The sequence below is a fragment of the Rhodococcus sp. GB-02 genome, assembly GCF_053470465.1.
On the sequence record NZ_JBPUKE010000002.1, the window covers coordinates 64,395 to 88,915 of the forward strand.

Consider the following 24,521-nt stretch of genomic DNA (forward strand, 5'->3'; position numbering starts at 1 on the left):
CTCAATAAAGGCATATCGTTCCCTACATGAGTCTTCCAGTTACAGATACCTCAGCACCGGCCGCGGATACTCGCCACGTCGGCACACTGATCATCGGCAGTGGTTTCGCCGGTCTCGGTGCGGCGATCAAACTGGCACAGGCCGGCATCACCGACTACGTTGTCCTCGAGCGCGGCAATGACGTCGGCGGAACCTGGCGTGACAACAGCTACCCGGGCGCCGCATGTGACGTGCCGTCGCATTTGTACTCGTACTCTTTTGCACTCAACCCGGAGTGGACACGCTCTTTCTCCACCCAGCCCGAGATCTACAAGTACATCCAGTCGGTGGCCAACCGCCACAAGGTGCTCGACAAGCACATCTTCGACTGCGACGTACTCTCCGCCCGATGGGACGAGTCGTCGGCTCAGTGGCACGTCAGCACCAACAAGGGTGAATTCGTCGCAAAGATCGTCGTCTCGGCCGTCGGCGCACTGTGTGAGCCTTCACTTCCCGATATCAAGGGAATCGACGGCTTCAAGGGCGAGATCTTCCACTCCTCGCGCTGGAACCACGACGCCGATCTGACCGGCAAGCGCGTGGCCGTCATCGGAACCGGCGCCTCGGCCATCCAGATCGTGCCCGCCATCGGCAAGAAGGTCTCACATCTCGACGTGTACCAGCGCACGGCGCCGTGGATCCTGCCCCGCGCAGACCGCGAGTACACCAAGATCGAGCACCTCGCGTTCAAGTACCTTCCCGGCTTCCAGAAACTGTGCCGCACCGGCATCTACTGGATGCGAGAGACGCAGGTCGTCGGCCTGGCCAAAGCGCCGGTCTTCATGAAGCCGCTGCAGTTCGCCGCCGAGCGTCACCTGAAGGCTCAGATCAAGGACAAGGATCTTCGTAAGAAGGTCATGCCCAACTTCCAGATCGGCTGCAAGCGCATGCTGATCTCGAACAACTACTTCCCCACCCTCGCCCAGGACAATGTCGACCTGGTGACCGAAGGCATCGAGGAGGTCACCGCCAACGGGATCGTCTCGAAGACCGGCACCACGCGTGAGATCGATGCCATCGTCGTGGCGACCGGTTTCCACGTCACCGACTCCCCCACCTTCGCCGGAATCTTCGGCAAGGACGGGCGCTCGCTCGCCGAGGTCTTCGAAGAGACCGGCATGCAGGGGTACAAGGGCGCGGCAGTTGCCAACTTCCCCAACATGTTCTTCCTCGTCGGACCCAACACCGGCCTCGGACATTCGTCGATGGTCTTCATGATCGAGTCGCAGATCAATTACCTGGTCGACGCGATCACCACCATCGACAAGTACGACATCGGCACCATCGAGGTGCGCAAGGACAAGCAGGACAAGTACAACAAGGACCTGCAGGCAGCTATGTCCAAGAGCGTCTGGAACAACGGCGGTTGCGCCAGCTGGTACATGGACAAGCACGGAAACAACACCACCCTGTGGCCGGGCTTCACCTTCCAGTTCCGCAACGCCACCAAGCATTTCGACCTCGCGGCATACCGCAGCGTCGCCACCTCGGATCTCGGCGCCGTCGGCACCGCGAGCACTTCACAGATCGACCTCGACGACGAGAAGGCAGTAGCACAATGAGTGATTTTGCAGGCAAGGTCGTAGTCATCACCGGAGCAGGATCGGGCATCGGTCGCGCTCTCGCACTGAACCTGGCCGGCCAGGGCGCCAAGTTGGCGATCTCCGACGTGGATACCGTGGGTCTGGCCGAGACAAAGCGTCTGGTGGAGGCCATCGGAGCCGAGGTGAAATCGGACCATCTCGACGTCACCCAGCGCGAAGCGGTTCTCGAGTACGCAGACGCGGTTGTCGCCCATTTCGGCAAGGTCAACCAGATCTACAACAACGCCGGAATCGCGTACCACGGCACCTTCGAGAAGTCCGAGTTCAAGGACTTCGAGCGCGTCATGGACGTCGACTTCTGGGGAGTTGTCAACGGCACCAAGGCATTCCTCCCCCACGTCATCGCCTCCGGCGACGGGCATATCGTGAACGTGTCGAGCCTCTTCGGCCTGCTGTCGATGCCGGGTCAGAGCGCATACAACTCGGCTAAGTTCGCAGTTCGCGGCTTCACCGAGTCACTTCGACAGGAAATGCTGATCGCCAAGCACCCGGTGAAGGTGACCTGCGTGCACCCGGGCGGAATCAAGACCGCCATCGCGCGCAACGCCACCGCAGGCCCGGGCGAAGATCTTGCGGTCTTCTCCGAGTTCTTCGACCGCAAGCTCGCGCGCACCACTCCGGAAGATGCCGCCAAGACGATCGTCAACGGCGTTCGCAAGAGCAAGCCGCGCGTTCTCATCGGCATGGACGCAATCGCACTCGACGCCTGGGTTCGCCTCGTAGGATCGGGCTACCAGCGCATCGTCTCGATCGTCGCCGGCCGAATGATGCCCAAGTCCAGCTGAATTCGTTTTACAGCGCAGTTCGCATACAGAGTCAGGAGCCCTGCCGGTGAGCACGTTCACCCTTCCGCTGCCCGTGGTCGCGTTCTTGTTGAAGCCGTACTTCCGTCTGGCTTTCAACTCGCGACTGCCTTATCGGATTCAACGTCTGCTGCTCGAGGCCGGGGCACCACTGCAGCAGGTTCCAGCGGGCGCCGTCGTGCGCCCGCTGGAGCTCGCCTGCCGACCGGCGGAGAAGATCACCGTCGGCGCAACCGAGCGCCCCACCGCAGTTCTGTACCTGCACGGCGGTGCGTACACACTGGGTTCGCTGGCCACCCACCGTTCTCTCGCAGCGCATCTCGCGCGTGAATCGTCCAGTGCGGTCTTCACCTTGGACTACCGTCTCGCACCGGAGAACCCGTATCCCGCCGCTCTCGACGACGCGGTCTCCGCCTTCATGCAGTTGGTGACCGAGTTCGACTATTCCGAAGACCGCGTTGCCATCGCCGGCGATTCGGCCGGTGGCGGTTTGGCCGCCGCGACCGCTCTGCGTCTGATCGAACGTCACGGTGTGACCCCGGGTGCGCTTGCACTGATCTCACCGTGGGTCGATCCCGGCGATCGGGGTGCCACCAAGAAGGCCGACCTGGTGGTCAACACGGCGTGGTCCTTCGATGCCGCCGACGCTTACCTTGCCGGCGGCGATCGCACAGATCCCGGCTACGCACCGATGCACGGCAAGCTCGACGGGTTGCCGCCCACCCGGATTCACGTCGGTATCGAAGAAGTTCTCTATCCGCAGATCATGACGTTCACCGACAAGCTCTCCGCTGCCGGCGTCGATGTATCCCTGGTCGAGTACGCAAGACTGTGGCACGTGGCCCACGCACAAGCGTCACTGGTCAAGGAAGCAGCAGACGCCGTCGCCGATCTGGGCCGCTTCATCGCATCGAAACTGATTCGTGCCAAGGATGATTCGAGTTCAGCGGTGGGATCGAGCGCTCACTGACGGGTGTCCCACTCCGTCTATGTCACTGACGGGTGTCCCACTCCGTCTATGTCACTGACGGGTGTCCCACTCCGTCTATGTCACTGACGGGTGTCCCACCAGGTGCGGGCGACTTCCGAGGCTGACGCCTTGCCGGTCCGGACCTGATCGATCATCGCAGCGAGGTCGGTGGTGGACAGTTCACCGGCAACGACGCTGAGCGCCTTGACAGCCGAATCTCCCAGTGCGCCCGTTCGGAAGAGTGGAACGACGTTCTGCGCAGCCAGAACGTGATTCGAATCAGCGAGCACTGTGACGGCATCGGACTGCGCCAGCGCTGACAGCGTCGTGGTTCCGAATACCTGTGCACCGGGTACGTCCGCCGGTGTTGCCTGTTCGACACCGGCGAAGACACACTCGGCGCCCTCGGCCAACTGTTCTACCGCCCCGTCCTCGACGAATCTCACAGAGACGAGCGACGTCGCCGCGGCACACGAAGGGGCAAAGGCTTCTATCGTCTTCGCTCCCAACGACTGTGCGAATGCGGTGTCGAGTGCAACGACCGCACGGTCTTCGGCCATCGCATAGTCGGACACCGAAAGACCCTCCGGCAGAGAGCGACTCAAGGCTTCGAAGACGTCGTCGGCCTTGCGGGCCGGGGATGACGGGTCGTAGTGATCGAGCAGCGCGCCGGTGAACTCGGGTACCAACGTGACTCGGGCTGCGTCCAGGGCCTCTAGTGATTGGTTTCTGCCACCACCCACCGATTCGACGCGAGCCGACAGACCGGAGGAGGAGAGCACCGTCGAATACACCTCGGCCAACACCGAACTCTCCACCGATGCGTCCGCGGCCACCACGATCTGGTCGCGAGACTCCACTTCGGCGCTCTCTACCACCGAATCACCGTTTGCGCATCCGCTGAGAATCTGCAGGACCATCAGTGCTGCAACAACAGTCGAATACTTCGTGCGTGTGCTCTTCACCGAAATCCTCACATCCAATCCCATGGATCGAAAACCGTGCCATGTCGGTACCTATCGTTACACTTGTCGGGCGATGCGCGGTAACCAGTCTTGACGCAGCCACTCGGTGGCGGCGCCGTCGAAGCCACTTGGGTGGCTTCTCCACAAGGGATGGTTACCGACGCCCGAAACACGGGACGCCCGAAAAACCGGAAGGACGCTCATGCGCACCTCACGCTTTCGTTCCAACCGTTGGCTCGTAGCCGCGGCAACTGTCGTCTCGCTCACTGCGCTCACAGCGTGCGGTAGCAGTGACGGTGACTCCAACAGCGATCCCAACGCGGTCGTCGTCGGCTCCGCCAACTTCACCGAATCCGAGACGATCGCCAACATCTACGCCGAAGCACTGCGTGTCAACGGGTTCGATGTCTCCACGTCGTTCAACGTCGGCAGCCGTGAGGCGTACATTCCGGCGCTCGAGGACGGGTCCATCAGCGTCATTCCGGATTACACGGGAAACCTCCTGCAGTACTTGGATCCCGACAGCACAGCCACCAGCTCCGCTGACGTCCTCGCTGCCCTTCCCGCAGCCCTCGGGTCGGAATTGGCGATTGCGACGCCCGCGTCCGCCGAGGACAAGGACGCCGTCGTCGTCACCAAGGAAACCGCGGACAAGTGGAATCTGAAGACGATCGCGGATCTGGCTCCGCACTCCGCCGAGGTCAAGTTCGGTGCTCCGGCCGAGTTCCAGGAACGCCCAGCCGGATTGCCCGGTTTGAAGTCCAACTACGGTCTCGACATCTCGTCTGCCAACTTCGTCCCGATCGCCGACGGCGGTGGACCGGCAACCGTGAAGGCGCTCTCGTCCGGCGACATCACCGCAGCAAACATCTTCACGACGTCGGCCTCCATCCCGGCAAACAACTTCGTGGTTCTCGAAGACCCGAAGAACAATTTCCCGGCCCAGAACGTGGTGCCGGTACTGCGTGCGTCGAAGTCTTCCGACAAGTTGAAGTCGGTCCTCGATGCGGTGTCCGCCAAGCTCACCACCGAAGAATTGTTGGCACTCAACGTCCAGGTGTCCGGCGACACCAAGACGGAGCCGGCAGCGGCGGCCAAGGCGTGGGTGACGGCGCAGGGCCTCGACAAGCCGGTCTCGTAGTCACGTGATCACCTTCGAGGGTGTCACCAAGCAGTATCCGGACGGCACTACCGCCGTCGACCGTCTCGATCTCACCATCGAGGCCGAGTCGTTCACGGTGTTCGTGGGGCCGTCCGGGTGCGGTAAGACGACGTCGATGCGCATGATCAACCGGATGATCACACCGACGTCGGGCAAGATCTTCGTCGATGGCCGGGACATCGCCCAGACCGACGCGGTGAAACTCCGTCTCGGTATCGGGTACGTCATCCAGAATGCCGGCCTGCTTCCGCACCGCACCGTGATCGACAACGTCGCAACGGTTCCGGTGCTGCGCGGCGAGTCCCGCCGCGCCGCACGGAAAGCCGCGTTGAGTGTGCTCGAACGAGTCGGTCTGGACATCTCACTTGCCACTCGCTATCCCGGGCAACTCTCGGGTGGCCAGCAGCAACGTGTGGGAGTTGCCCGTGCTTTGGCAGCCGATCCGCCGATCCTGTTGATGGACGAGCCCTTCAGCGCCGTCGATCCCGTGGTGCGTGAGGATTTGCAGACCGAAATGCTCCGTCTGCAAAGCGAACTGAAGAAGACGATCGTCTTCGTCACCCACGACATCGACGAAGCAGTCAAACTCGGTGATCACATTGCCGTCTTCGGTCCCGGTGGGCGTCTTCAGCAGGTGGCGGCGCCTCGCGACGTGTTGGCCGCTCCGGCAACGGATTTTGTCGCCGGATTTGTCGGACGCGATCGCGGCTATCGGGGATTGTCGTTCCGCGCTGCCGACGAGGTTCCTCTTCACCCGGTCCGTACGGCCGTCGAGAACGAATTGAAGGCTCTGCGTCTCGAATTGGGCGAATGGGTTCTCGTGGTCACGGACAGTGGAAGCCCCCAGGGATGGATCGACGTGACCGGCGTCGAAGGCCTGCGCTCGGGACGCACCCTTGCTCAGTCGACGTCGGCCGGTGGTTCGCTGTTCTCCCCCGGCGGCGATCTCCGCCAAGCACTCGACGCGGCAATCTCGTCGCCTTCCGGTATCGGCGTTGCCGTCGACGGCGAGGGTTCGGTCGTCGGCGGGATCCTCGGTTCCGAAGTCGTTGCGAAATTGGCAGATCAGCGTCGACGCGAGGACGAGGAACGCAACCGAGTCGCCTTCACCGAGGGATTCGGGGCGTAGCGGCATGCGCTGGCTCATCGACAATTTCTCGACGGTTGTGGACTACTCGAAGACCCATCTGTATCTGGCGCTGTTGCCCTTGCTGATCGGCCTCCTGATTGCCGTGCCGGTAGGAACAGCGATCCGCAACGTCCGGTGGCTGCGCCGAATCACGTTGACCCTGGCGAGCATCGCGTTCACGATTCCGTCGCTCGCGCTGTTCGTCACGATCCCCCAGTTGTTCGGTCTCAAGACCCTTGATCCGCTCAACGTCGTGATCGCACTCAGCGTGTACGCGACGGCACTGCTCATCCGAGCTGTACCCGAAGCACTCGACTCGGTGCCGGACAACGTCATCGACGCCTCTACCGCCGTCGGGTTCACGCCACTACGACGCGCCCTGACTGTCGAGTTGCCGTTGGCGCTGCCGGTGATGATCGCGAACATCAGAGTTATTGCCGTTACCAATATTTCGCTGGTTTCGGTCGGATCACTGATCGGAATCGGTGGGCTGGGAGTTCTGTTCAAACAGGGCTACGACCGTGACTACCCGGATCAGATCGTTGCCGGCATCATCGCGATCGTCGTGCTGGCGCTCGCACTCGATCTGATCCTGTATCTGATCGGCCGATTCCTGACCCCGTGGACCAGGACGTCGAGCTCGTCGAAGGTTCCTGCCGTCCTGTCAGCCGAGGGGGAACCCGTATGAGCATCTTCACCGGAGCCTGGGACTTCATCGTCGATCCCGACAACTGGAGTGGCGACACCGGAATCGGCACCCGCATTCTCCAGCACCTGTGGTACAGCGTTCTGGCCGTGGCACTTTCGGCCGTGATCGCGGTGCCTGTCGGATTGCTCATCGGCCATCTGCGCCGCGGTGAGATCGTGGTCGTCAGTCTGGTCAACGCGCTGCGGTCACTGCCCACACTCGGCCTGCTGACCTTCCTCGTTCTGCTCATGGGACTCGGAGTCATGCCGCCGATTCTCGCGCTGGTGATCCTCGGCATTCCTCCGCTCCTCGCCGGCACCTACGCCGGAATCGCCAGCGTCGACCGTGGCGTCGTCGAGGCCGCGCGAGCGATGGGTATGACCGAACTCCAGGTACTCTTCCGCGTCGAGATTCCCAATGCACTCCCGCTGATTCTCGGCGGACTGCGTAACGCGACGCTGCAGGTGATAGCCACAGCGACCGTTGCCGCCTACGTCAACCTCGGCGGCCTCGGCCGGTACATCTTCGACGGTCTCGCGCTCTACAAGTACGACCGCGTGGTCGTCGGCGCAATCCTGGTCGCGGTTGTGGCTCTTGTCGTCGACGGTTTACTGGCACTGGTGGTCTGGGCTTCCGTTCCCGGTACCGGCAGGCTGCGCCGAACACCCGACCTCGCTCGTCTGTAGCTCGGTACCCACGAAAAAGCCCCGATCGGAACCTTGTGTGCGGGTTCCGACCGGGGCTTTCGTAGTCCCTCTTAGCTGGTCACGCCCTCAGCATGCGCTGCGGCCGCGACGGCTTCCGCTACTGCGGGTGCCACGCGAGGGTCGAGTGGGCTGGGGACGATTTTGTCCGCTGCCAACTCGTCGCCGACCACCGACAGGATTGCCTCGGCGGCAGCGAGCTTCATGCCTTCGGTGATGCGACGGGCGCCGGCGTCGAGCGCGCCCTTGAACACCCCAGGGAAGGCGAGAACATTGTTGATCTGGTTCGGGAAATCACTGCGACCCGTAGCCACGATCGCCGCGTACTTCGACGCGGTTTCGGGGTGAATCTCCGGGTCCGGATTGGAGAGTGCGAACACGATCGACTCGGGAGCCATCGAAGCGATGAGCTCCTCGGGGATCTTGCCCGCCGAGACACCGAGGAAGACGTCCGCACCTTCGAGTGCCTCGATGGCACCACCGTGCAGGTCGCGCGGATTGGTGCGGGCCGCGAGTTCTGCCTTCACCTCGTTGAGGTCGCTGCGCTCACCCGAGATGATGCCCTTCGAGTCCAGCACGATGACGTCGGCGATTCCCGCAGCGAGCAGGATGTTCGCGCAGGCAACACCAGCAGCACCGGCGCCGGAGATGACGACCTTGAGTGCGGTGATGTCGCGGCTCTGGACCTTCACTGCGCCCTTGAGTGCCGCCAGGACCACGATCGCGGTTCCGTGCTGATCGTCGTGCATGACAGGGCAGTCGAGAGCTTCGATGACGCGCTTCTCGATCTCGAAGCAACGCGGCGCCGAGATGTCCTCGAGGTTGACCGCGCCGAAGCTCGGACGCAGACGGATGAGCGTCTCGACGATCTCGTCGGGATCCTTGGTGTCGAGAACCAGCGGAATGGAGTTCAGTCCGGCGAAGTTCTTGAACAGTGCCGACTTGCCCTCCATGACGGGCAGCGAGGCGCGCGGGCCGATGTCGCCGAGTCCGAGAACCGCGGTGCCGTCACTGACCACGACAACGAGTCGGTTGGTCCAGGTGTATCGGTCGGCGAGGGTTTCGTCTGCAGCGATGGCGCGGCTCACCTGAGCAACACCCGGCGTGTAGGCGATCGAGAGGGCGCGCTGCGTATCGAGCGGCGCGGTGGTCTCGACCGAGAGCTTGCCACCGACGTGAGCGGCAAAGATTTCTTCGTCGGTCAGCTCGACCTTGGGTACGTTGATGGCTTCAGTCACGAGGGACACGATGACACTCCTGATTAGTCCAGCCTCATTCGGGGCTGGGTTACTGGGAAGTAATCCTCCGGACCGGTGCAAAATTTACGTTCACAACGGTCAGAGATCATTTCTTCCGCGAACGACTACTGAGAAGAAGAGCATTCGGCGTGCGCGAGAAAGTGGGCCGCAATACATCCGAAGCGTCATGGTGTGGGGCGGGTGAGCCCTGGCGTATCCATGCAATCTAGGTTCCGGGAGAAATTCTGACGAAACCTGCACTTCGGGGCCGGGCTGTGGCGCCGCCTCGAAGTAACTCCAGTTTGCCACCAGAGTCGGATCACAATCAAATCCTCCAAGCGGTCGGATTCCTCACCACACTCGAAACCCAGCCGTCATCCCCACCCAGTCATCCCCACCCAGTCATCCCCGCCGTGTCATCCCCACCACTGCGTCACCAACAACAGCCCCGCCACCACGAGCACGACCACCGATCCGGCAACCGCCGCGATACCCCGCCTGCGGTCACACCAGATCTGCGCGGCGAGAGCAACCACCGAGGCCGCAATGTGCGCAGTGATCGATGTCGTTCCCGGCCCCGGGAATCCGCGGTTTCCGCCCAGATATGCCGAACCGATGATCACGAGTGTCAAGACCACGATCCCGGCCGCCACGGTGCCGCTCAGGGCACGTAGAGCGCGGACCAGTAGCCATTGACGATTGTCGGCGGGATACTGGCCGTAGTCGTCTTCGTACTGATAGTCCTGATAATCCTGGTACTGGTATTCGTCCTCGTACCTGTCGTTCCGGTCGTCGTATGTCATCTCTTACGCTCCCGCGACGAATCCGCGGACTGATTCCGCAATGAGTTGAACCGCGATGGCGGCGAGCAGAAGACCCGCGATGCGTGCCAGCAGGCTGATGCCGCCCTCGCCCAGTATCCGGATCAGTGCCGTCGAGAACCGCAGGACCACGAACAGCACGAGGTGGATGGACAAAATCGCCAATGCGATCGCCAGGTACGACCCCGATTCACCGTCGGCTTGGGCGACAAAGACGATGACGGCCGCAATCGCGCCGGGACCGGCCATCATCGGCGTCCCCAGGGGAACGAGCGCGACGTTGACGTCGTCGGCTCCCTGCGGCCGGTTGGAGGCCTTGCCGGTCAGCAGTTCGAGTGCGATGAGAAGCAGCAGCAGACCGCCTGCGCCCTGCAACGCTGGTATGCCGATGTGGAGGTAGTTGAGAATCGCCTGACCGCCGATGGCAAAGACCGAGATGACCGCAAGCGAGACGGCCGGGGCCTGCCATGCCGCCCGATTGCGATCTTCACGGCTCTTGCGGCCGACCAGTGACAAGAACACCGGGATGACTCCGGGTGGATCCATGATCACGAACAGCGTGATGAACACGGTGAGGTAGAGCGTCGTGTCGAGCATCAGCGCCCCAATACCTCCACGCCGGTGGCGGCAGAGACGAGTTTGTCGAACTCGGCCTCGTCCGTGAGCTCGTCTCCGAGTCCGATCGTCTTGTTCTCGCCGTGGTAGTCCGAGGATCCGGTGACTGCCAGTCCGAGGTCGCCGGCCAGGCGCCGCAAGACGTCACGATCGTCGCTGCGATGGTCCGGGTGATCGACTTCGAGACCCCCGAGACCCAGCGCCGCCAGATCACGGATGTGGTCGAGTGCAAGCAGCCCGCCGCGCGAACGCGCCCGTCCGTGCGCAAGGACGGTCACTCCCCCGGCCGCTGCCACCAGCTCGACGGCGTACTCGAGCGGAGTGTCGTACTTGGGCACGTCGTATCGCCCACGACTGGACAACAGGTCGGAGAAGGCTTCGCTGATACTCGACACCACGCCAGCTCGCATCAGGGCCGCTGCGACGTGCGGGCGTCCGACAGACGGACCGGCGTCGGCGAGGATCTGATCGGGATCGACGGGCAATCCGTCGCGCGCCATCATCGTCGTCATCACCCGGATGCGTTCGACGCGTTCGGCGCGCAGTCGCTCACGTTCTTTGGCGAATTCGGGGTGCGTCGGATCGAACAGATACGCCAGCAGATGAACAGCCACGGGCCAACCGCGCTCACCTCGACCTTCGCACGACATCTCCATCCCACGAACCAGGGCGACGCCGGCTGGTAAGGCATGCGCGGCCTCGGCCCAGCCTGAAGTCGTGTCGTGATCGGTGATGGCGACTACGTCGAGTCCGGCGTCGGCTGCGGCACGCATGAGGGCAGCCGGGGTATCGGTGCCGTCCGATGCGTTGGAGTGGGTGTGAAGGTCTATTCGCACTGTTCCAGTGTGTCAGCAATCGGCAACTTCATCGCGCTCCGGTGGGCGAGCCGGAAGCTGACGTACGATTACGCCGCAGCGGCAGCGCAATTCGATCACGTGTCGCTGCAGTGCCGTTCCACTGCATCACTGGTTCCACTGCAATACAGACCGCGAAGGAGCGAGCGTGCCAACCATGCCGTCACTGCCGAATTGGTCGAACGGCAAATCGACGCAAGCTGATGCGCCCAAGATCCCCGTTCCTGCTGCACGCGCGATCGTCGACTGCGCGGTCTACGTGGACGGCGTGCGTTTGCCGGGCAAGTACACGCATCGCGCCGCGTTGGCCGAGGTTCGTAGTCGCGACAACGCCTTCGTGTGGGTAGGAATGCATGCACCCGACGAAGGTCAGATGCAAGACGTCGCAGCAACTTTCGGACTGCACGAGCTGATGGTCGAAGATGCCGTCCATGCACACGAGCGTCCGAAACTCGAACGCTACGACGACGTCATGTTCCTGGTGCTGCGCACGGTTGTCTACGTACCGCACGAGTCGGTGGCGACGGCGAGCGAGATCGTCGAAACCGGTGAGATCATGGTGTTTGTCGGTCCTGACTTCGTGGTGACCGTCCGCCACGGGGATCACTCCGAGCTGGCGAGCGTGCGCAAGTCACTCGAGCAGAACCCCGAGCGCCTCACCATGGGCCCGTTCGCGGTTTTGCACGCGATTACCGACCACGTCGTCGACAGCTATCTCTCCGTCATTCAGCTGGTCGAACAGGACGTCGACAGCATGGAAGAGCTGGTATTCAATCCGCGAAACACCGTTGCCGTCGAGCATATCTACCTGCTCAAACGTGAAATCGTGGAACTACGACGCTCGGTCACTCCACTCGGATTGCCACTGCTCCAACTCACCCAACCCGCGGGCGGCCTCGTCCCGAAGGAGATCCGCCGGTACTTTCGTGACGTCCGAGATCACCACACGATCGTGTCCGAACGCATCTCGGAATACGACGAGGTGTTGAGTTCTCTGGTCGATGCAGCACTCGCGAAGATCGCGGTGCAACAGAACACCGACATGCGCAAGATCTCCGCGTGGGTCGCCATCGCCGCCGTGCCGACCGGCGTCGCAGGTATCTACGGGATGAACTTCGAGAACATGCCGGAACTCGGATACAAATACGGCTATCAGTCCATCCTGTTTCTCATCGCCTCGGTGTGCGTCGGCTTGTTCTTTCTCTTCCGTCGCAACAACTGGCTGTGAACAACTCCTTCTGACTCCCTGTACTTGCCACCGTCGCAGGCGGACAATGGATATGGGTACGCATTTTCATTCCGTTCCCGAAATCCATTTTGCGACAAGCAAATTCAGATCCAAGGAGAAGTGGAGGGACAACCATGCCTACAGTCGAGCAATCCGTAGAGATCGCGTTGCCACCCAAGGACGTCTGGGAGTACATCGCCGTCGCCGAGAACTGGCCCAAGTGGGAAAACTCGATGGTCGAATGCACACAGATCACCGAGGGCCCGATGGGCGTTGGAAGCCGCTGGCACGGCGTCTCGAGAATCTTGGGCAAGCGTCTCGAGTGGACATCCGAATTCACCGAGTACGACCCACCGAGATCGTCGAAATCGACGTCCGTCGAGAGTCCGGTCAGCTTCTCGCAGACCATGACCTGCGAAGAAGTCGGTGACGGCACTCGGGTCACCTACCGACTCGACAGCGAAAGCGGACTAGGAGGCGTATTCGGCAAGATGGCCGACCCGATCGTCACGAAAGCATTTTCACGGACGGTTCGGGTAAGTCTCGAGAACCTGGCAGACATACTCGTGCACGCCGAATGATCTGACGGACAAAGCGCCAGAGCAGCCGGTACCACAGGGGCAGCCGGAACCTTAGAGCGAGGCGGCGGAACGGTGCGGATCGCGGATGTCGATCCCCGCCTCGGTCCACGCTTCCCGCAGTGCCTCTGCGCCGCGCAGGCGCACCCAGGCGGCTTCGGTACCGGTCAGGGGGACCACACCGAGGAAGCGCACCGGATCGAACGGCTCCGGCAGCGTCAGATCGGCGATCCCGCTGTCACCGAGAAGCACCGCCGTGAACGCAGTGTCCTTCCACAGCGGCTCACCCAGGTCCAACAGTGCGTCTTCGAGCAGCACGACCCCTTCGACGGACGGCGCCGCAGCCAGCACCGCGAGCATCCTGGCCACACCTGACGCAACACCCGTGCCACCGCGCAGGGTGAGCACCAACTCGGCGCGAGGACCGCGTGTGGGGTCTGCGACCAGTTCGTTGGGGTCACCCATCGGATGACGTGAGCACCCCAGTGTGGCGTAGCGAACCAGGCCGTCAGGCGACTCGAAACGCAGCACGTCCAGCGGTTCGACACCGAGGAACGTCACCGAGGCCGCGGTGGGGTCCGGCCCCTCGATACTGCTGACGAGATGGGCCCGGACGGAAGATACGACGCTGTCTGACACTCGTCCATCTAAACACCGTGCCCGCGAGGTTCGCAGCGCAGATACCTCGCGGTGGCGGTAGCGTCGTCGAAATGGTCTCCGTTCTCGCTGTGAGCGACGAGACCGTCGAATTCCTGTGGAGCAGTCAGGTTCGTTCCCTCGGAGTCGACGTGATCCTCGGCGCCGGCGATCTGCCGTTTGCGTATCTGGAGTACCTGTCGGATCAGCTGAATGCGCCCTGCGTGTTCGTTCCTGGGAACCACGACGCCGATCTTTCCGGATATTCGAACAAGAGATCGGGTTGGATGCGGGCCGGGATGCCGGCGCAGTGGCCAGGGCCGACCGGGGCGGTCAACGCCGACGGACGCATCGTGACCGTCGCCGGTCTGCGGATCGCCGGCCTCGGCGGTTCCATCCGATACAACTCGGGTCCCAATCAGTGGTCCGAGCGCCAGCAGAGCCGACGCGTCCGCTCACTCACCTGGCGAAACGCCTGGCAATCGCGGCTTCCCGGCGGTCGGGCGGGCGTCGATGTGCTGCTCACACACAGCCCCGCCCGCGGTGTCGGCGACGCCGAGGATCGGCCACATCGTGGGTTCGAATGCTTCACCCCCTTGATCCGCACCCTCGATCCGACAGTCATGATCCACGGACACATCCACCCGCACGGGCGAACACCTCTCGATCTGGAGGTAGGCCGGACTATCGTGCTCAATACCGTCGGCTTCACGCTGATGGAGATTTCCCCAGGTAAACCGCCGACGATCGTGAGGCGCCGACATGGCTCGTGACACCGGATTTCCCACAGCCGACGCGGAAAACGACTTCGCTCGTCAGCGTCGACGTGCCGACGTTGCACGTCTGGTCAGTTGGCTACGACGCGAACCGGACGACGTCAACGCGATCCTGCCGTTCGACGAAGTTGTCGCAGCTCTCGGTAAGGTCGGCGAGAAGTCTCTGGGCCTGCAGGTCGTCACCATCGAATCGATAGTCGGAAGTGTCGACCGCACAGGTGATTTCGACAGGTACTTCCGTCCGACGTCCACTCACTCGCGTGCTCGTTGGGAGCGACTTGCGGTGGCGCAACGACGCGGCGAATCGGTGCCACCTGTCCAGTTGTATCGCGTCGGCTCCATGCACTTCGTGATCGACGGACACCACCGAGTGTCCATTGCGTGTGCGATGCACCAGAAAACCATCGACGCGTACGTCACCGAAATCATCACGCGTATCTCACCGGAAGGCATCACTCAGCGCGCCGATCTGCTCATCAAGGACCATCGCCGACTATTCCTCACCCGCGTTCCGCTACAGGGTTCACAACGCGAAGCCGTCCAGGTCACCGACCCGTGGGAGTACGCCGAACTCAGTGAGTGTGTGGAGGCCTGGGGTTTTCGCCTCATGCAGGAGAAGGGCGAGTTCCTCGGGCGAGACACCGTGGCCCGCCGCTGGTTCGGTGAGGAGTTTCTCCCCGTCGTGCGAATGCTGCGGGGCGCCGACATGTTGCCCGAGCACACCGACGCCGAAGCATACTTGTGGATCGCCCGGGAGCGGTACCGACTGGTGCGGCGTCACATGTGGAATGACGAGATCGTAGCCGAACTACGCGATCGGGCACCACGAAAGCACAAGCCCGCTACGTAGCTACAGCGAACCGCACCTCTCGGGTCGGGATCTTCGGGTGCATGAACTTCAGCAACGAACGCGCTTCTTTCTCGATGGACGCGAGCGCGGTCTTCGGTTGCTGCGCAAACAGAGTCGCGCTCAACTCGACCGTCTCCTTGGCCGGCGTCACCGTCGCGAATCCCACCACCTTTCCGCGCACCAGGATGGCGGGCTTGATGATGCCGTTGATGGTGAAGACACGAGTTCGGTACTGCTCGTCCATGATTCGCGAGCGGTCGGCGTGCGAGAGCAGGATGTTGTCGAACGGAGCAAGGATTCTGACCGGCGGTGTTCCGGAGGTCGGTCGTGGCGCGTCCGGTAGATCGAATACCTCGGTCCCATTCTCGTTGACAAAGGTGATCAAGCCGGGACGTAGCCTCTCGAAGACCTCGGCGAGTCTCGTAAGCCCTGACCACGCTTGCGCATCTTTCACACTCGCGGGCCCGAACGCAGCCAGATAGCGCAGCACCATCGCGTCGGGATCTGGAGTTGAACTCACTTCTGTGCCCAGCCAATTCTCCAAGGTCGTCAGTGCCGGTGCTCCGGATCGTCCCCACAGACCTCGCGGTGGGACCTGGACCATCGGCAGAAGTCCTCGAACGCCGTGCGCCAGACCCTCGGCCGCGTGGCCGGGAAAGCGCTCTGCCAGTATCGGTCTCAGCTGCATCTGCGTGAGCGGCCCGTCCGCTACCAATTCGCGTCCCGCCTGCGCCAGCGCGTCGAGATCCAACCCGGTGAGCGCCGCACGCTGAGTGCTGTTGGTGTGGAGATCGCGTTCCATGATCGTCTGAACCGTGGCCCGGAAGGGACCCGCATCGGCGGCCGAGAGAGCAAAGACCGTGCCCCGCATGGCAACCAACCGCACCACCTGGCGCTTCTCGACAAGAGTGGAGAGGTCTTCTGCCGCGAAGTTCTTCAGCCGCGCCCACAGCGCCAGGTAGGGCGGATTCGGCGCCTGGGCCTGGAGTCCTGCCAAGTGCTCGATCGCATCCAACGCGCTGACCTCGGCCCGCCGAAGCAGGAACTGCCTCGCCAGAGTCGCAAGGTTGAGCTCACGATCGGTGATCAGCGTCATCGACAACTCCTCAGCGATCGTGGTCAGTGGCAGGGGCAGGGGCAGGGGCGATCTGGAACGGTATCTCGACTCGCGCGAGGGTTCCGGACTCTTCACCCGGTCCGACCGAGAACGAGCCACCCGCGGCAACAACCCGCAGTTCGTGCGAGAGCAACCCTATGTGGCCGGCCGCCCGCCGTTCGGCAATCCGATCGGCGCTGATCCCCCTGCCGTCGTCCGAGACCACCAGCACCGCACGGTAATCCAGTCGTGCGAGCTCGATCCGAACATTGTGCGCGCCGGCATGTTTGACGACGTTGCCCAGCAGCTCTCGGGCGGCGCCGAACAGGACGTCGTCCGCGGACGTGCGCAGATCATCGTTCCAGCCCGAAGTGTCGACGTCGACCACCACTCCGCCGCGTCCCTGCGCCGATCGGGCGAGGTCCCCGATTGCGCTGGCAAGGCCCACGTGAACTAGGACAGTGGGATGCAACTCCGAGACGGAAGATCTCAGCAGCGCTGTCGCTTCACCGAGCGCTTTCGCGGCTCGCGCCAAGGCGACAGGCTCCGCGCTGTCTGCCAATTCGTCGAGATCCATCCGCGCCGCGAGTACGTACTGGAGCGCCCCGTCGTGCAGTTGCTCGGACAGTTCTGTGCGCTCACGCTGTTCGAGCCCCATGAGCTCGGCCAGAAGGCTCGTGCGATGCCCGACGAGTTGTCCGATGGTCAGCACTCGTGATCTCTGAATCCGAGTCAATCCGACGGCGCCGGCTCCCACTCCGACCAAGGCCATGGTGCTCAACAGAATCGATGGCCACGGCTCGGAGTTCGAAGTCATCGTTGCCCAACTGGAAGCAAAAAATACACCGATCGTGCAGGCAACAACGCCGACACACACATCGGTCCGCAGTTGTGTACACGCCAGGACCGGAATGACGAAGAGTCCGTTGCTCAAGATGTCGGCGGTCCAACTCTGCTCGGCGGCGAGACCGGTCAGCAATGTCAGAGTTGCGAGCACGGCGAGGTCGACGAACAAGCCGAGCCAGATCATCGTCACCGGGCCGGTGCCCCCCTTGCGGATCCACAGCGCCACGGCTGCCGACCAGAGGGCATACGCGCCCAGAATCGCGAAACACCATCCCGCGTCGTTCATCGGCGGGACGAAGATCAGTGTCAGGGCGATGAACAGCACCAGAGCGCCGCGCACCGTCAGCTGCAGGTACGCACCGCGGTAGGCGTGTTCGCGCAATATCCGTTCGAGGTCCGGGCTGCCGGGCAGGTGCTCGGTTCGTACCGAGGATCCGTTCATCTGTCCTCCTGTGCCGCCCATCCCAGTTCCCTGTGAATGAGCTTCGCACACGAGATTTCACAATCAACCCGCAATACCGTGAATGGCACAGCATTCACCGAACCTCGACACCACGCAGGAGTGCTCATGATCTCGACCCGAGCAAGCAAGCGCCGCATCGCCACTCGATTTGCCCTCGCCGGCGCCATGGCAGCTGCACCGATCGCCGTGGTGGCCGGGACAGCACAAGCCGCCCCGGCCTCCACCCATCACGAGCAATTCGGCCGGTTGATCCCCCTGCCCGAGCCGGCCGACGTCGCACCCGGCCCCGAACAAGTACCGCTCCCTTGGGTCGCGACGTATTCGGTCACCTGGCCCGGATAGAGATTCACAGCAGCAGATTGGCTCCCGTACCGCCGTCGAACACTGCGATCTTGGCGGGATCGAACCACAGATCGATCGACCTGCCCTGAGCCACCGCGGACTCGGACGAGAGCCTGGCGACCAGTTGGCCGCCACCAGCGACGGCCGTTCCCGAATCTGCGGCGAGTTCCTCTAGTTCACGAGAATTGACGGCAGGACCACCGGCAAGGAAATACGCGTACTTGTCCGAACCCATCGACTCCAACACGTCGACGTCGACGGTGAAGGTCCCGCCGTGCGGCTTCTGCGCTGCATCGACCAGCGCCACGTCCTCGAAATGCTCCGGCCTGATTCCGACCACCACGTCCTTACCCGAGCCGCTGCCCGAGATCTTCGACTGCGCCGCCGCGGGCAGGCGAACATCGCCGATCGGCGTGCTGACTCCGTCGGCTGTCAACTGTCCGGGGAAGAAGTTCATGGACGGGGACCCGATGAATCCCGCCACGAACAGATTGTTCGGACGATCGTAAAGCTCCTGCGGCGCACCGATCTGTTGCACGATTCCGCCGCGCAGCACGACCACCCGATCGCCGAGGGTCATCGCCTCGGTCTGGTCATGGGTCACGTAAATCGTTGTCGTACCGAGCCGCTGCTGCAGACGGGCGATCTCCGTCCTCATCTGCACGCGCAGTTTAGCGTCCAGGTTCGATAGCGGCTCGTCCATGAGAAACGCCTTGGGGCTGCGCACGATGGCGCGTCCCATCGCGACACGCTGACGCTGACCACCCGACAGGTTCGCCGGTTTGCGATCGAGATGCTGGGTGAGGTCGAGCACCCGCGCCGCGTCGTCGACCTTGGCGTTGATCTCGTCCTTGGACATCTTCGCCAATGTCAACGGAAACGCGATGTTCTGCCGCACCGTCATGTGCGGATACAGCGCATACGACTGGAACACCATCGCGATGTCGCGATCCTTGGGGGCGCGTTCGTTGACACGCTCACCCGCAATCCTCAGCTCACCGGTCGAAATGTCTTCCAGCCCGGCAATCATGTTGAGGGTCGTGGATTTTCCACAACCGGACGGGCCCACAAGAATGATGAATTCTCCGTCGGCGATAGTGATGTCAACATCACTGACCGCCTTGGCTCCGTCCGGGTACAGCTTGGTCACCTTGTCCAGCACGATCTCGGCCACAGGCTTATCCCTTCACTGCGCCGGAAGTAAGCCCGGCCACGATACGACGTTGGAAGAACAGAACAAAGATGATGATCGGAATGGTGATGACCATGGCGGCCGCGGCGATGGACCCGGTGGGCTCCTCGAATTGTGAAGCGCCGGTGAAGTTCGCGATGGCCGCCGGGGCGGTGATGGAACGTTCGGTCGACGTCAGCGAAATCGCGAACAACAGGTCGTTCCAGCAGAAGATGAACACCAGGATCCCCGCGGTGACGATGCCGGGCGCGGCCAGTGGAGCCACCACCTTCCGGAACGCCTGACCCGGCGTCGCGCCGTCCATCTGCGCCGCCTTCTCGAGTTCCCAAGGAATCTCTTTGAAGAACGCCGAGAGCGTGTAGATCGCCAACGGCAACGCAAAGGTGATGTACGGCAAGATGAGTCCAGCCCAGGTGTCGAAGAGTCCGAGCCGTCGTTCGATGTCGAACAGCGGGCTCACCAACGAAATCTGCGGGAACATCGCGATCAGCAGCGCAACGCCCACCAGCAGCTTCTTGCCCGGGAAATCCAGGCGGGCAATGGCGTACGCCGCCATCGTTCCGATCACCACGGCGATGACCGTCGAGATGAGTCCGATGCCGATGGAGTTGATCAGTGCACTGGTGAAGGCGCTGGTGTCGAAGATTCCTCGGTAGTTGTCCAGGGTCCACTTCTCCGGAATGAACTTGCCGTCCTTGATGGTTCCGGCAGGTTTGAAGGACAGGCTGGCAATCCACAGGACGGGAACCAACGCGTACAGCAAGACCAGAAGGTTGACGACGGACCAGCTGATCTTGAGTCTGGGAGTCACGGTCATGTCAGCGTCCTTCCGTATCGGATCCGGGAGCCGAGGCACCGAAGAGTTTGATGAAGACGAACGCGATCAGAGCCACACACACGAAGATCAGCACACTGATCGCCGATCCGATGCCCAGGTTGAATGCCTTGAACAGGTTGTCGTACCCCAGGATCGACACCGAGCCGGTATCGTTCGCCCCCTTTGTCAGCACGTAGATGTTGTCGAAGATACGGAAGGCATCGAGTGTGCGGAACAGCAGCGCGACGAGGATGGCGGGTTTCATCAGCGGAAGGATGATGCGCACCAAGCGAGTCCACGCACCGGCGCCGTCGACCTGAGCCGCCTTGAGGAGGTCGTCCGGAACCAAAGCCAACCCGGCGAGCAGGAGCAGCGCCATGAACGGAGTCGTCTTCCACACCTCGGCAAGAACGATGATCGCGAGCGACGGGATCTGGTCGGTGAGTGGCGCACTGCCGTCGGGCAGGAGGTTGGCGAGGTAGCCGGTTCCGGGCGTCCACGCGTAGTACCAGCTGTACGCCGCAGCGACGGTGACGATGCCGTACGGGATGAGCACCACAGTGCGGACGAGGCCTTTACCCACGATCGTCCGGTGCATCACCAGCGCGATGGTCAGGCCTAGGACGAACTCGATGATGACCGAGATGACGGTGATCGACGTCGTCACGGCAAACGCCTGCCACCAGTAGCCGTCGGTAAGCACCGATACGTAATTGTCGAACCACACGAACTTTCGTTGATCCGGGAAGCGCAGGTCGTAGCGCTGCAAACTCAACCACACGGCGTAGACCACCGGATACGCGGTCACTGCGATCATGAGTATCGCGGCCGGCGCCACCAACCACAGGCCGAGTCGACGCTCCGCCGCCTTTCCGTCCGACATCTTCGACTTCTTGGAGTGCTTCGGCTCCGGCGAGGGGTCGGCGACTGCCGTTGCAGCTCCGGAGTTTTCGCTGTCGATCGTCACGGAATCAGCCCCTCCGAATTGACTGCCTTGCGTACCTGCTCGGCCAGATCGTTCACGGTCGATTCCGGATCGATGTTTCCCACAGGGTTGAGCGTGGCAGTGATGAGTGTCGAAATACTCTGATAGGCAGGAGAAACCGGCCGGACCGACGCGGTGTCCAGGCTGTCGCGAACCTCACGCCATGCCGGGTACGCCTCCTGGAACGCCGGGTCGTCGTACAGGCTCTCGAGCGTCGGCGGGACGCCACCGGCGACCGCGTTGTTGCGCTGATTCTCCTCGTTACGCAGGCATGTGAGCGCTTCGAAAGCGAGGTCCGGATGCTGACTGGTCTTGGCCACCGCGACGTTGAAGCCGCCGATCGTGACCTCCGCCGGTTTGCCCTCGATCACCGAAGGATAAGGAGCGGCAAGGAAATTCCGTTCACCGTTCACCGTCAGCACCGTATTTCCGGTGTTCTGGCTGGTGACATTGCCCTTGTCGTCGATATACGGAAGATCGCCCTTCTCGGCGTTCTCCATGATGCCAGGAAGCACGAACGGCCAATTGACTTGGAAGGCGGACTTACCGCTCTCCATGCCCAGGCGCGACGACGCTTCGTCCCCCTGCGAAATCGAGGGATCCGCCCCCTTCGCGGTGGCCACGCGCTTCATGACGGTCAGCGCCTGCTGGGCAGCATCACCGTCGGCGACCGTCACCGTGGTCCCGTCCGGCCCCACCACCGATCCGCCCGCACTGGCGAGAAGCGTGTTGAACCAGACCATCAATCCTTCGTACTGCTTGCCCTGCACGCCGATCCAGCTGGGTCGTCCATCCGCAGCCAGACCTTCGGAGATGTCGATCATCTGATCCCAGGTTTGGGGCGGCTGGCCGTCCGGCATCAAATCCTTTCGATACCAGAGCAATTGGGTGTTGGTGTTCAGCGGCGCCGCGTAGAGTTGGTCCTGCCATTTCGCCGACTCCAGCGGACCGTCGAGAGTCCCGTCGCTCACCTCGGCCGCGACGTCAGCGGGTAGCGGCAATGCCCAACCGGCTTCGGCGAATTCGGCAGTCCACACCACGTCGAGCGTCATCAGATCGAGTGACTTGTCATTGCCGGTCAGACGCCGGGCCAACTGAAGTCGCTGGTCGTCAGCGCCCTTGGGCAGAGTTTTCTGCTCGACCCGGTATGCACCGTTCGAAGCCACCGAACAATTGGCGGCTGCCTCCGCATACTGCTCGGCGCCGTCGGCGGCGGTGTAGAAGGACAGCACCACGCCGTCGTCATTGTCTGATCCACACGCGCTGAGCAAGGGCGCCAACAACAACGTTGCCGCGCCGAGCAGGCCCACCCTGTATCTCTTGTTCTGCACAGCCGTCCTCCTCGGGCGGCGAGACGGCGCAGTCGTTACGGCTGGCCGACGCACCGCACATCGGCACTTTTGCCGGAGAAGGGACCTATTTCCTTGTCCGGCAAACGGTCACGGGAAAGTGAGTATTACCTCGCCCGCGTGTACATAAAGTAACCGAGATCACACAAGTTGGCAGCCCGAGCAAGAATGTCAGATGGCGAGCTTGGCAAGGAGGTCGCGTGCCGACTCCGCCGTCTTGGGCTCACACAGTACGTCGTAGCGTCCGGCGACCAACTGCATCGTGGAGGCGAAGTCCCGCTGCCCACGCGTCGCAGCGTACGGGATGGTCGTCGAGATGACGCCGAAGATGATGCCGCCCACGATGCCCGCGATCAGCGGGGCGAGGAATCCACCGGTGACGATTCCGAGCACCAGGCCGAAGAACACACCGAGCCAAGCACCGGAGACGATGCCGCCACCGATCACCTTGGCCCACGTCAACCGACCGAGGACTCGCTCGACCTGCATCAGGTTCACGCCGACGATCGTGACGTCCTGAACCGGAAATTCTTGATCGGAGAGGTAATCGACTGCGCGCTGCGCTTCGGCGTAGGTGGGGTACGACCCGATGGGCCATCCCGAAGGCGGTGTCGGCAACGCTCCACGGCGCGACCCATTCGACGATTGACCGAGCGGATTGGACATGGCTGGCTGCGCTCCTCTTTTCGGGCACGTCATCCACGCGGATGACGCAAAGTACATCTACCCCTATTGTGCCCTTTACAGACCTGATTCGTTCGGCTATGCGAGCGTCAGGCGTGTTCGGGTGGCGTGAATTCCGATGTGCGCGTCATCCCCGCGGCACGCCCCTTGGCCGAAATCACCAGTGCCATCTTGCGACTCGCCTCGTCGATCATCTCGTCGCCGAGCATGACGGCACCCCGCCCTCCCCCGGCGGCCGAGGTGTGGAATGCGTACGCGTCCAGGATGAGTTCCGCACGGTCGTAATCGGATTGGCGCGGACTGAACACCTCGTTGGCCGCCTCGATCTGTGTGGGATGCAGTACCCATTTACCGTCGAAGCCGAGCGCTGCCGTTCGCGCCGCCGAACGAGTGAAGGCCTCGACGTCGCGGATCTGCAGGTATGGCCCGTCGATCGCCTGGACTCCGTGTGCCCGTGCGGCCATCAAGATGGTCATCAGAATGTGGTGATAAGCATCACCGCGGTCGTAGCCGTCCGGTTGCTCGCCGACGACCAGAGTTCGCATGTTCAGGCTCGCCATGAAATCGGCCGGACCGAACACGAGCGCTTCGACACGAGGGCTCGCGGTGGCGATCGCGTCGATGTTGGTCAATCCGATCGCGTTCTCGATCTGCGGTTCGATTCCGATTCTGCCGACCTCGAGACCATTGGCTTTCTCCACCTGCGTCAACAACAAATCGAGCGCCTGCACGTGACTCGCGTCGGGAACCTTGGGCAGCAGAATGGCGTCGAGATGGGCTCCGGCGCGGCCCACTACCTCCACGACGTCGGCATACGTCCATTCAGTGGTCCAGTCGTTGACCCGGACGACCTTGACCTGTTTGCCCCACCCGTCCTCGGCCAACGCGTCGCCGATCGACTCGCGAGCAACCTGCTTCGCCAGCGGCGCCACTGCGTCTTCGAGGTCGAGGAAGATCTCGTCGGCAGGCAATCCCTTCGCCTTGTCGATCATCTTCCGACTGCTGCCGGGAACTGCCAATACCGATCGACGGGAACGGTTGCGTGAAGTCATGTGCGGACTGCCCTTCTCGATTTTCGGTGGCGCCG

General features: G+C 62.5%; 26 protein-coding genes. 12 read left to right on the forward strand and 14 right to left on the reverse strand.

Annotated elements, in window-relative coordinates; translation table 11 throughout:
- The first annotated feature begins 26 nt into the window (after window positions 1-26).
- The 3 genes from ACSW29_RS13260 to ACSW29_RS13270 are packed head-to-tail and all read left to right on the forward strand — an operon-like array spanning window position 27 to window position 3,416.
- Window positions 27-1,601: a flavin-containing monooxygenase gene (locus ACSW29_RS13260; RefSeq protein WP_317829029.1), complete on the forward strand. Its 1,575-nt coding sequence runs from the start codon at window positions 27-29 to the stop codon at window positions 1,599-1,601.
- Window positions 1,598-2,428, forward strand: coding sequence for an SDR family NAD(P)-dependent oxidoreductase (locus ACSW29_RS13265; protein ID WP_230817421.1), 831 nt, complete (start codon window positions 1,598-1,600; stop codon window positions 2,426-2,428). The genes ACSW29_RS13260 and ACSW29_RS13265 overlap by 4 nt, the downstream gene beginning before the upstream one ends.
- A gap of 46 nt (window positions 2,429-2,474) precedes the next feature.
- Complete coding sequence (locus ACSW29_RS13270; RefSeq protein WP_230817420.1) at window positions 2,475-3,416, forward strand: alpha/beta hydrolase fold domain-containing protein; 942 nt, start codon at window positions 2,475-2,477, stop codon at window positions 3,414-3,416.
- A gap of 80 nt (window positions 3,417-3,496) precedes the next feature.
- Here ACSW29_RS13270 and ACSW29_RS13275 read toward each other — a convergent pair whose 3' ends face one another.
- A complete protein-coding gene (locus tag ACSW29_RS13275; RefSeq protein WP_317829030.1) occupies window positions 3,497-4,381 on the reverse strand; it encodes an ABC transporter substrate-binding protein in 885 nt (294 codons plus the stop codon).
- A 202-nt stretch (window positions 4,382-4,583) separates the two neighbouring features.
- On the opposite strand from ACSW29_RS13275, the gene ACSW29_RS13280 reads away from it, so the two are divergent.
- The 4 genes from ACSW29_RS13280 to ACSW29_RS13295 are packed head-to-tail and all read left to right on the forward strand — an operon-like array spanning window position 4,584 to window position 8,046.
- Window positions 4,584-5,522, forward strand: coding sequence for an ABC transporter substrate-binding protein (locus tag ACSW29_RS13280; protein WP_317829031.1), 939 nt, complete (start codon window positions 4,584-4,586; stop codon window positions 5,520-5,522).
- 4 nt (window positions 5,523-5,526) lie between these two features.
- Window positions 5,527-6,672 (forward strand): ABC transporter ATP-binding protein, encoded by a 1,146-nt coding sequence (locus tag ACSW29_RS13285; protein WP_317829032.1) that lies wholly within the window; start codon window positions 5,527-5,529, stop codon window positions 6,670-6,672.
- Window positions 6,673-6,676: 4 nt separating this feature from the next.
- On the forward strand, window positions 6,677-7,360 hold the full coding sequence (locus ACSW29_RS13290) for an ABC transporter permease (protein ID WP_230817416.1): 684 nt from the start codon (window positions 6,677-6,679) through the stop codon (window positions 7,358-7,360).
- Window positions 7,357-8,046, forward strand: a complete 690-nt coding sequence (locus ACSW29_RS13295) for an ABC transporter permease (protein ID WP_230817415.1) — start codon at window positions 7,357-7,359, stop codon at window positions 8,044-8,046. The genes ACSW29_RS13290 and ACSW29_RS13295 overlap by 4 nt, the downstream gene beginning before the upstream one ends.
- Before the next feature lie 71 nt (window positions 8,047-8,117).
- Here ACSW29_RS13295 and ACSW29_RS13300 read toward each other — a convergent pair whose 3' ends face one another.
- The 4 genes from ACSW29_RS13300 to ACSW29_RS13315 all read right to left on the reverse strand — a co-directional run bounded on the left by ACSW29_RS13300 (window position 8,118) and on the right by ACSW29_RS13315 (window position 11,574).
- Window positions 8,118-9,311: an NAD(P)-dependent malic enzyme gene (locus ACSW29_RS13300; RefSeq protein ID WP_230817414.1), complete on the reverse strand. Its 1,194-nt coding sequence runs from the start codon at window positions 9,309-9,311 to the stop codon at window positions 8,118-8,120.
- Between the two features lie 407 nt (window positions 9,312-9,718).
- Window positions 9,719-10,105 carry a hypothetical protein gene (locus tag ACSW29_RS13305; protein ID WP_347874251.1) on the reverse strand — a complete coding sequence of 129 codons (387 nt, stop codon included), beginning with the start codon at window positions 10,103-10,105 and terminating at the stop codon, window positions 9,719-9,721.
- Between the two features lie 3 nt (window positions 10,106-10,108).
- Window positions 10,109-10,723, reverse strand: coding sequence for a MarC family protein (locus ACSW29_RS13310; RefSeq protein WP_374228148.1), 615 nt, complete (start codon window positions 10,721-10,723; stop codon window positions 10,109-10,111).
- Window positions 10,720-11,574, reverse strand: a complete 855-nt coding sequence (locus ACSW29_RS13315; RefSeq protein ID WP_230817411.1) for a PHP domain-containing protein — start codon at window positions 11,572-11,574, stop codon at window positions 10,720-10,722. The genes ACSW29_RS13310 and ACSW29_RS13315 overlap by 4 nt, the downstream gene beginning before the upstream one ends.
- Window positions 11,575-11,749: 175 nt before the next feature.
- Here ACSW29_RS13315 and ACSW29_RS13320 point away from each other — a divergent pair, with 175 nt between their 5' ends.
- Together ACSW29_RS13320 and ACSW29_RS13325 are read left to right on the forward strand one after the other, a co-directional pair.
- Window positions 11,750-12,820 (forward strand): magnesium and cobalt transport protein CorA, encoded by a 1,071-nt coding sequence (locus ACSW29_RS13320; protein ID WP_003945070.1) that lies wholly within the window; start codon window positions 11,750-11,752, stop codon window positions 12,818-12,820.
- Between the two features lie 134 nt (window positions 12,821-12,954).
- Complete coding sequence (locus ACSW29_RS13325) at window positions 12,955-13,401, forward strand: SRPBCC family protein (protein WP_317829034.1); 447 nt, start codon at window positions 12,955-12,957, stop codon at window positions 13,399-13,401.
- A 51-nt stretch (window positions 13,402-13,452) separates the two neighbouring features.
- Here the strand turns inward: ACSW29_RS13325 and ACSW29_RS13330 are convergent, their stop codons facing one another.
- Window positions 13,453-14,037, reverse strand: coding sequence for a suppressor of fused domain protein (locus tag ACSW29_RS13330; protein WP_448277465.1), 585 nt, complete (start codon window positions 14,035-14,037; stop codon window positions 13,453-13,455).
- Between the two features lie 71 nt (window positions 14,038-14,108).
- Here ACSW29_RS13330 and ACSW29_RS13335 point away from each other — a divergent pair, with 71 nt between their 5' ends.
- Window positions 14,109-14,807: a metallophosphoesterase family protein gene (locus ACSW29_RS13335; RefSeq protein ID WP_448278154.1), complete on the forward strand. Its 699-nt coding sequence runs from the start codon at window positions 14,109-14,111 to the stop codon at window positions 14,805-14,807.
- Window positions 14,797-15,660: a hypothetical protein gene (locus ACSW29_RS13340; RefSeq protein ID WP_003945080.1), complete on the forward strand. Its 864-nt coding sequence runs from the start codon at window positions 14,797-14,799 to the stop codon at window positions 15,658-15,660. Before ACSW29_RS13335 ends, ACSW29_RS13340 begins: the two co-directional genes overlap by 11 nt.
- On the opposite strand, the gene ACSW29_RS13345 is transcribed toward ACSW29_RS13340, so the two are convergent.
- Both ACSW29_RS13345 and ACSW29_RS13350 read right to left on the reverse strand, forming a co-directional pair.
- Window positions 15,653-16,756: a winged helix DNA-binding domain-containing protein gene (locus ACSW29_RS13345; protein ID WP_448277466.1), complete on the reverse strand. Its 1,104-nt coding sequence runs from the start codon at window positions 16,754-16,756 to the stop codon at window positions 15,653-15,655. The two genes, ACSW29_RS13340 and ACSW29_RS13345, sit on opposite strands and share 8 nt — an antisense overlap.
- 10 nt (window positions 16,757-16,766) lie before the next feature.
- Window positions 16,767-18,044: a sensor histidine kinase gene (locus ACSW29_RS13350; protein ID WP_448277467.1), complete on the reverse strand. Its 1,278-nt coding sequence runs from the start codon at window positions 18,042-18,044 to the stop codon at window positions 16,767-16,769.
- Window positions 18,045-18,170: 126 nt separating this feature from the next.
- Here ACSW29_RS13350 and ACSW29_RS13355 point away from each other — a divergent pair, with 126 nt between their 5' ends.
- Entirely contained in the window at window positions 18,171-18,407 is a 237-nt protein-coding gene (locus tag ACSW29_RS13355; protein ID WP_448277468.1) for a hypothetical protein, read from the forward strand.
- A gap of 4 nt (window positions 18,408-18,411) precedes the next feature.
- Here ACSW29_RS13355 and ACSW29_RS13360 read toward each other — a convergent pair whose 3' ends face one another.
- From ACSW29_RS13360 to ACSW29_RS13385, 6 genes are all read right to left on the reverse strand, one after another.
- Window positions 18,412-19,581 carry an ABC transporter ATP-binding protein gene (locus tag ACSW29_RS13360; RefSeq protein WP_317829039.1) on the reverse strand — a complete coding sequence of 390 codons (1,170 nt, stop codon included), beginning with the start codon at window positions 19,579-19,581 and terminating at the stop codon, window positions 18,412-18,414.
- Between the two features lie 4 nt (window positions 19,582-19,585).
- Window positions 19,586-20,416: a carbohydrate ABC transporter permease gene (locus tag ACSW29_RS13365; RefSeq protein WP_019749348.1), complete on the reverse strand. Its 831-nt coding sequence runs from the start codon at window positions 20,414-20,416 to the stop codon at window positions 19,586-19,588.
- Window position 20,417: 1 nt separating this feature from the next.
- A complete protein-coding gene (locus tag ACSW29_RS13370) occupies window positions 20,418-21,299 on the reverse strand; it encodes a carbohydrate ABC transporter permease (protein ID WP_230817475.1) in 882 nt (293 codons plus the stop codon).
- An 80-nt stretch (window positions 21,300-21,379) separates the two neighbouring features.
- Window positions 21,380-22,732: an ABC transporter substrate-binding protein gene (locus ACSW29_RS13375; RefSeq protein ID WP_448277469.1), complete on the reverse strand. Its 1,353-nt coding sequence runs from the start codon at window positions 22,730-22,732 to the stop codon at window positions 21,380-21,382.
- A 189-nt stretch (window positions 22,733-22,921) separates the two neighbouring features.
- Window positions 22,922-23,416: a general stress protein gene (locus ACSW29_RS13380; RefSeq protein ID WP_003945065.1), complete on the reverse strand. Its 495-nt coding sequence runs from the start codon at window positions 23,414-23,416 to the stop codon at window positions 22,922-22,924.
- A 107-nt stretch (window positions 23,417-23,523) separates the two neighbouring features.
- Window positions 23,524-24,486: an HpcH/HpaI aldolase/citrate lyase family protein gene (locus tag ACSW29_RS13385; RefSeq protein WP_317829041.1), complete on the reverse strand. Its 963-nt coding sequence runs from the start codon at window positions 24,484-24,486 to the stop codon at window positions 23,524-23,526.
- Window positions 24,487-24,521 lie beyond the last annotated feature (35 nt).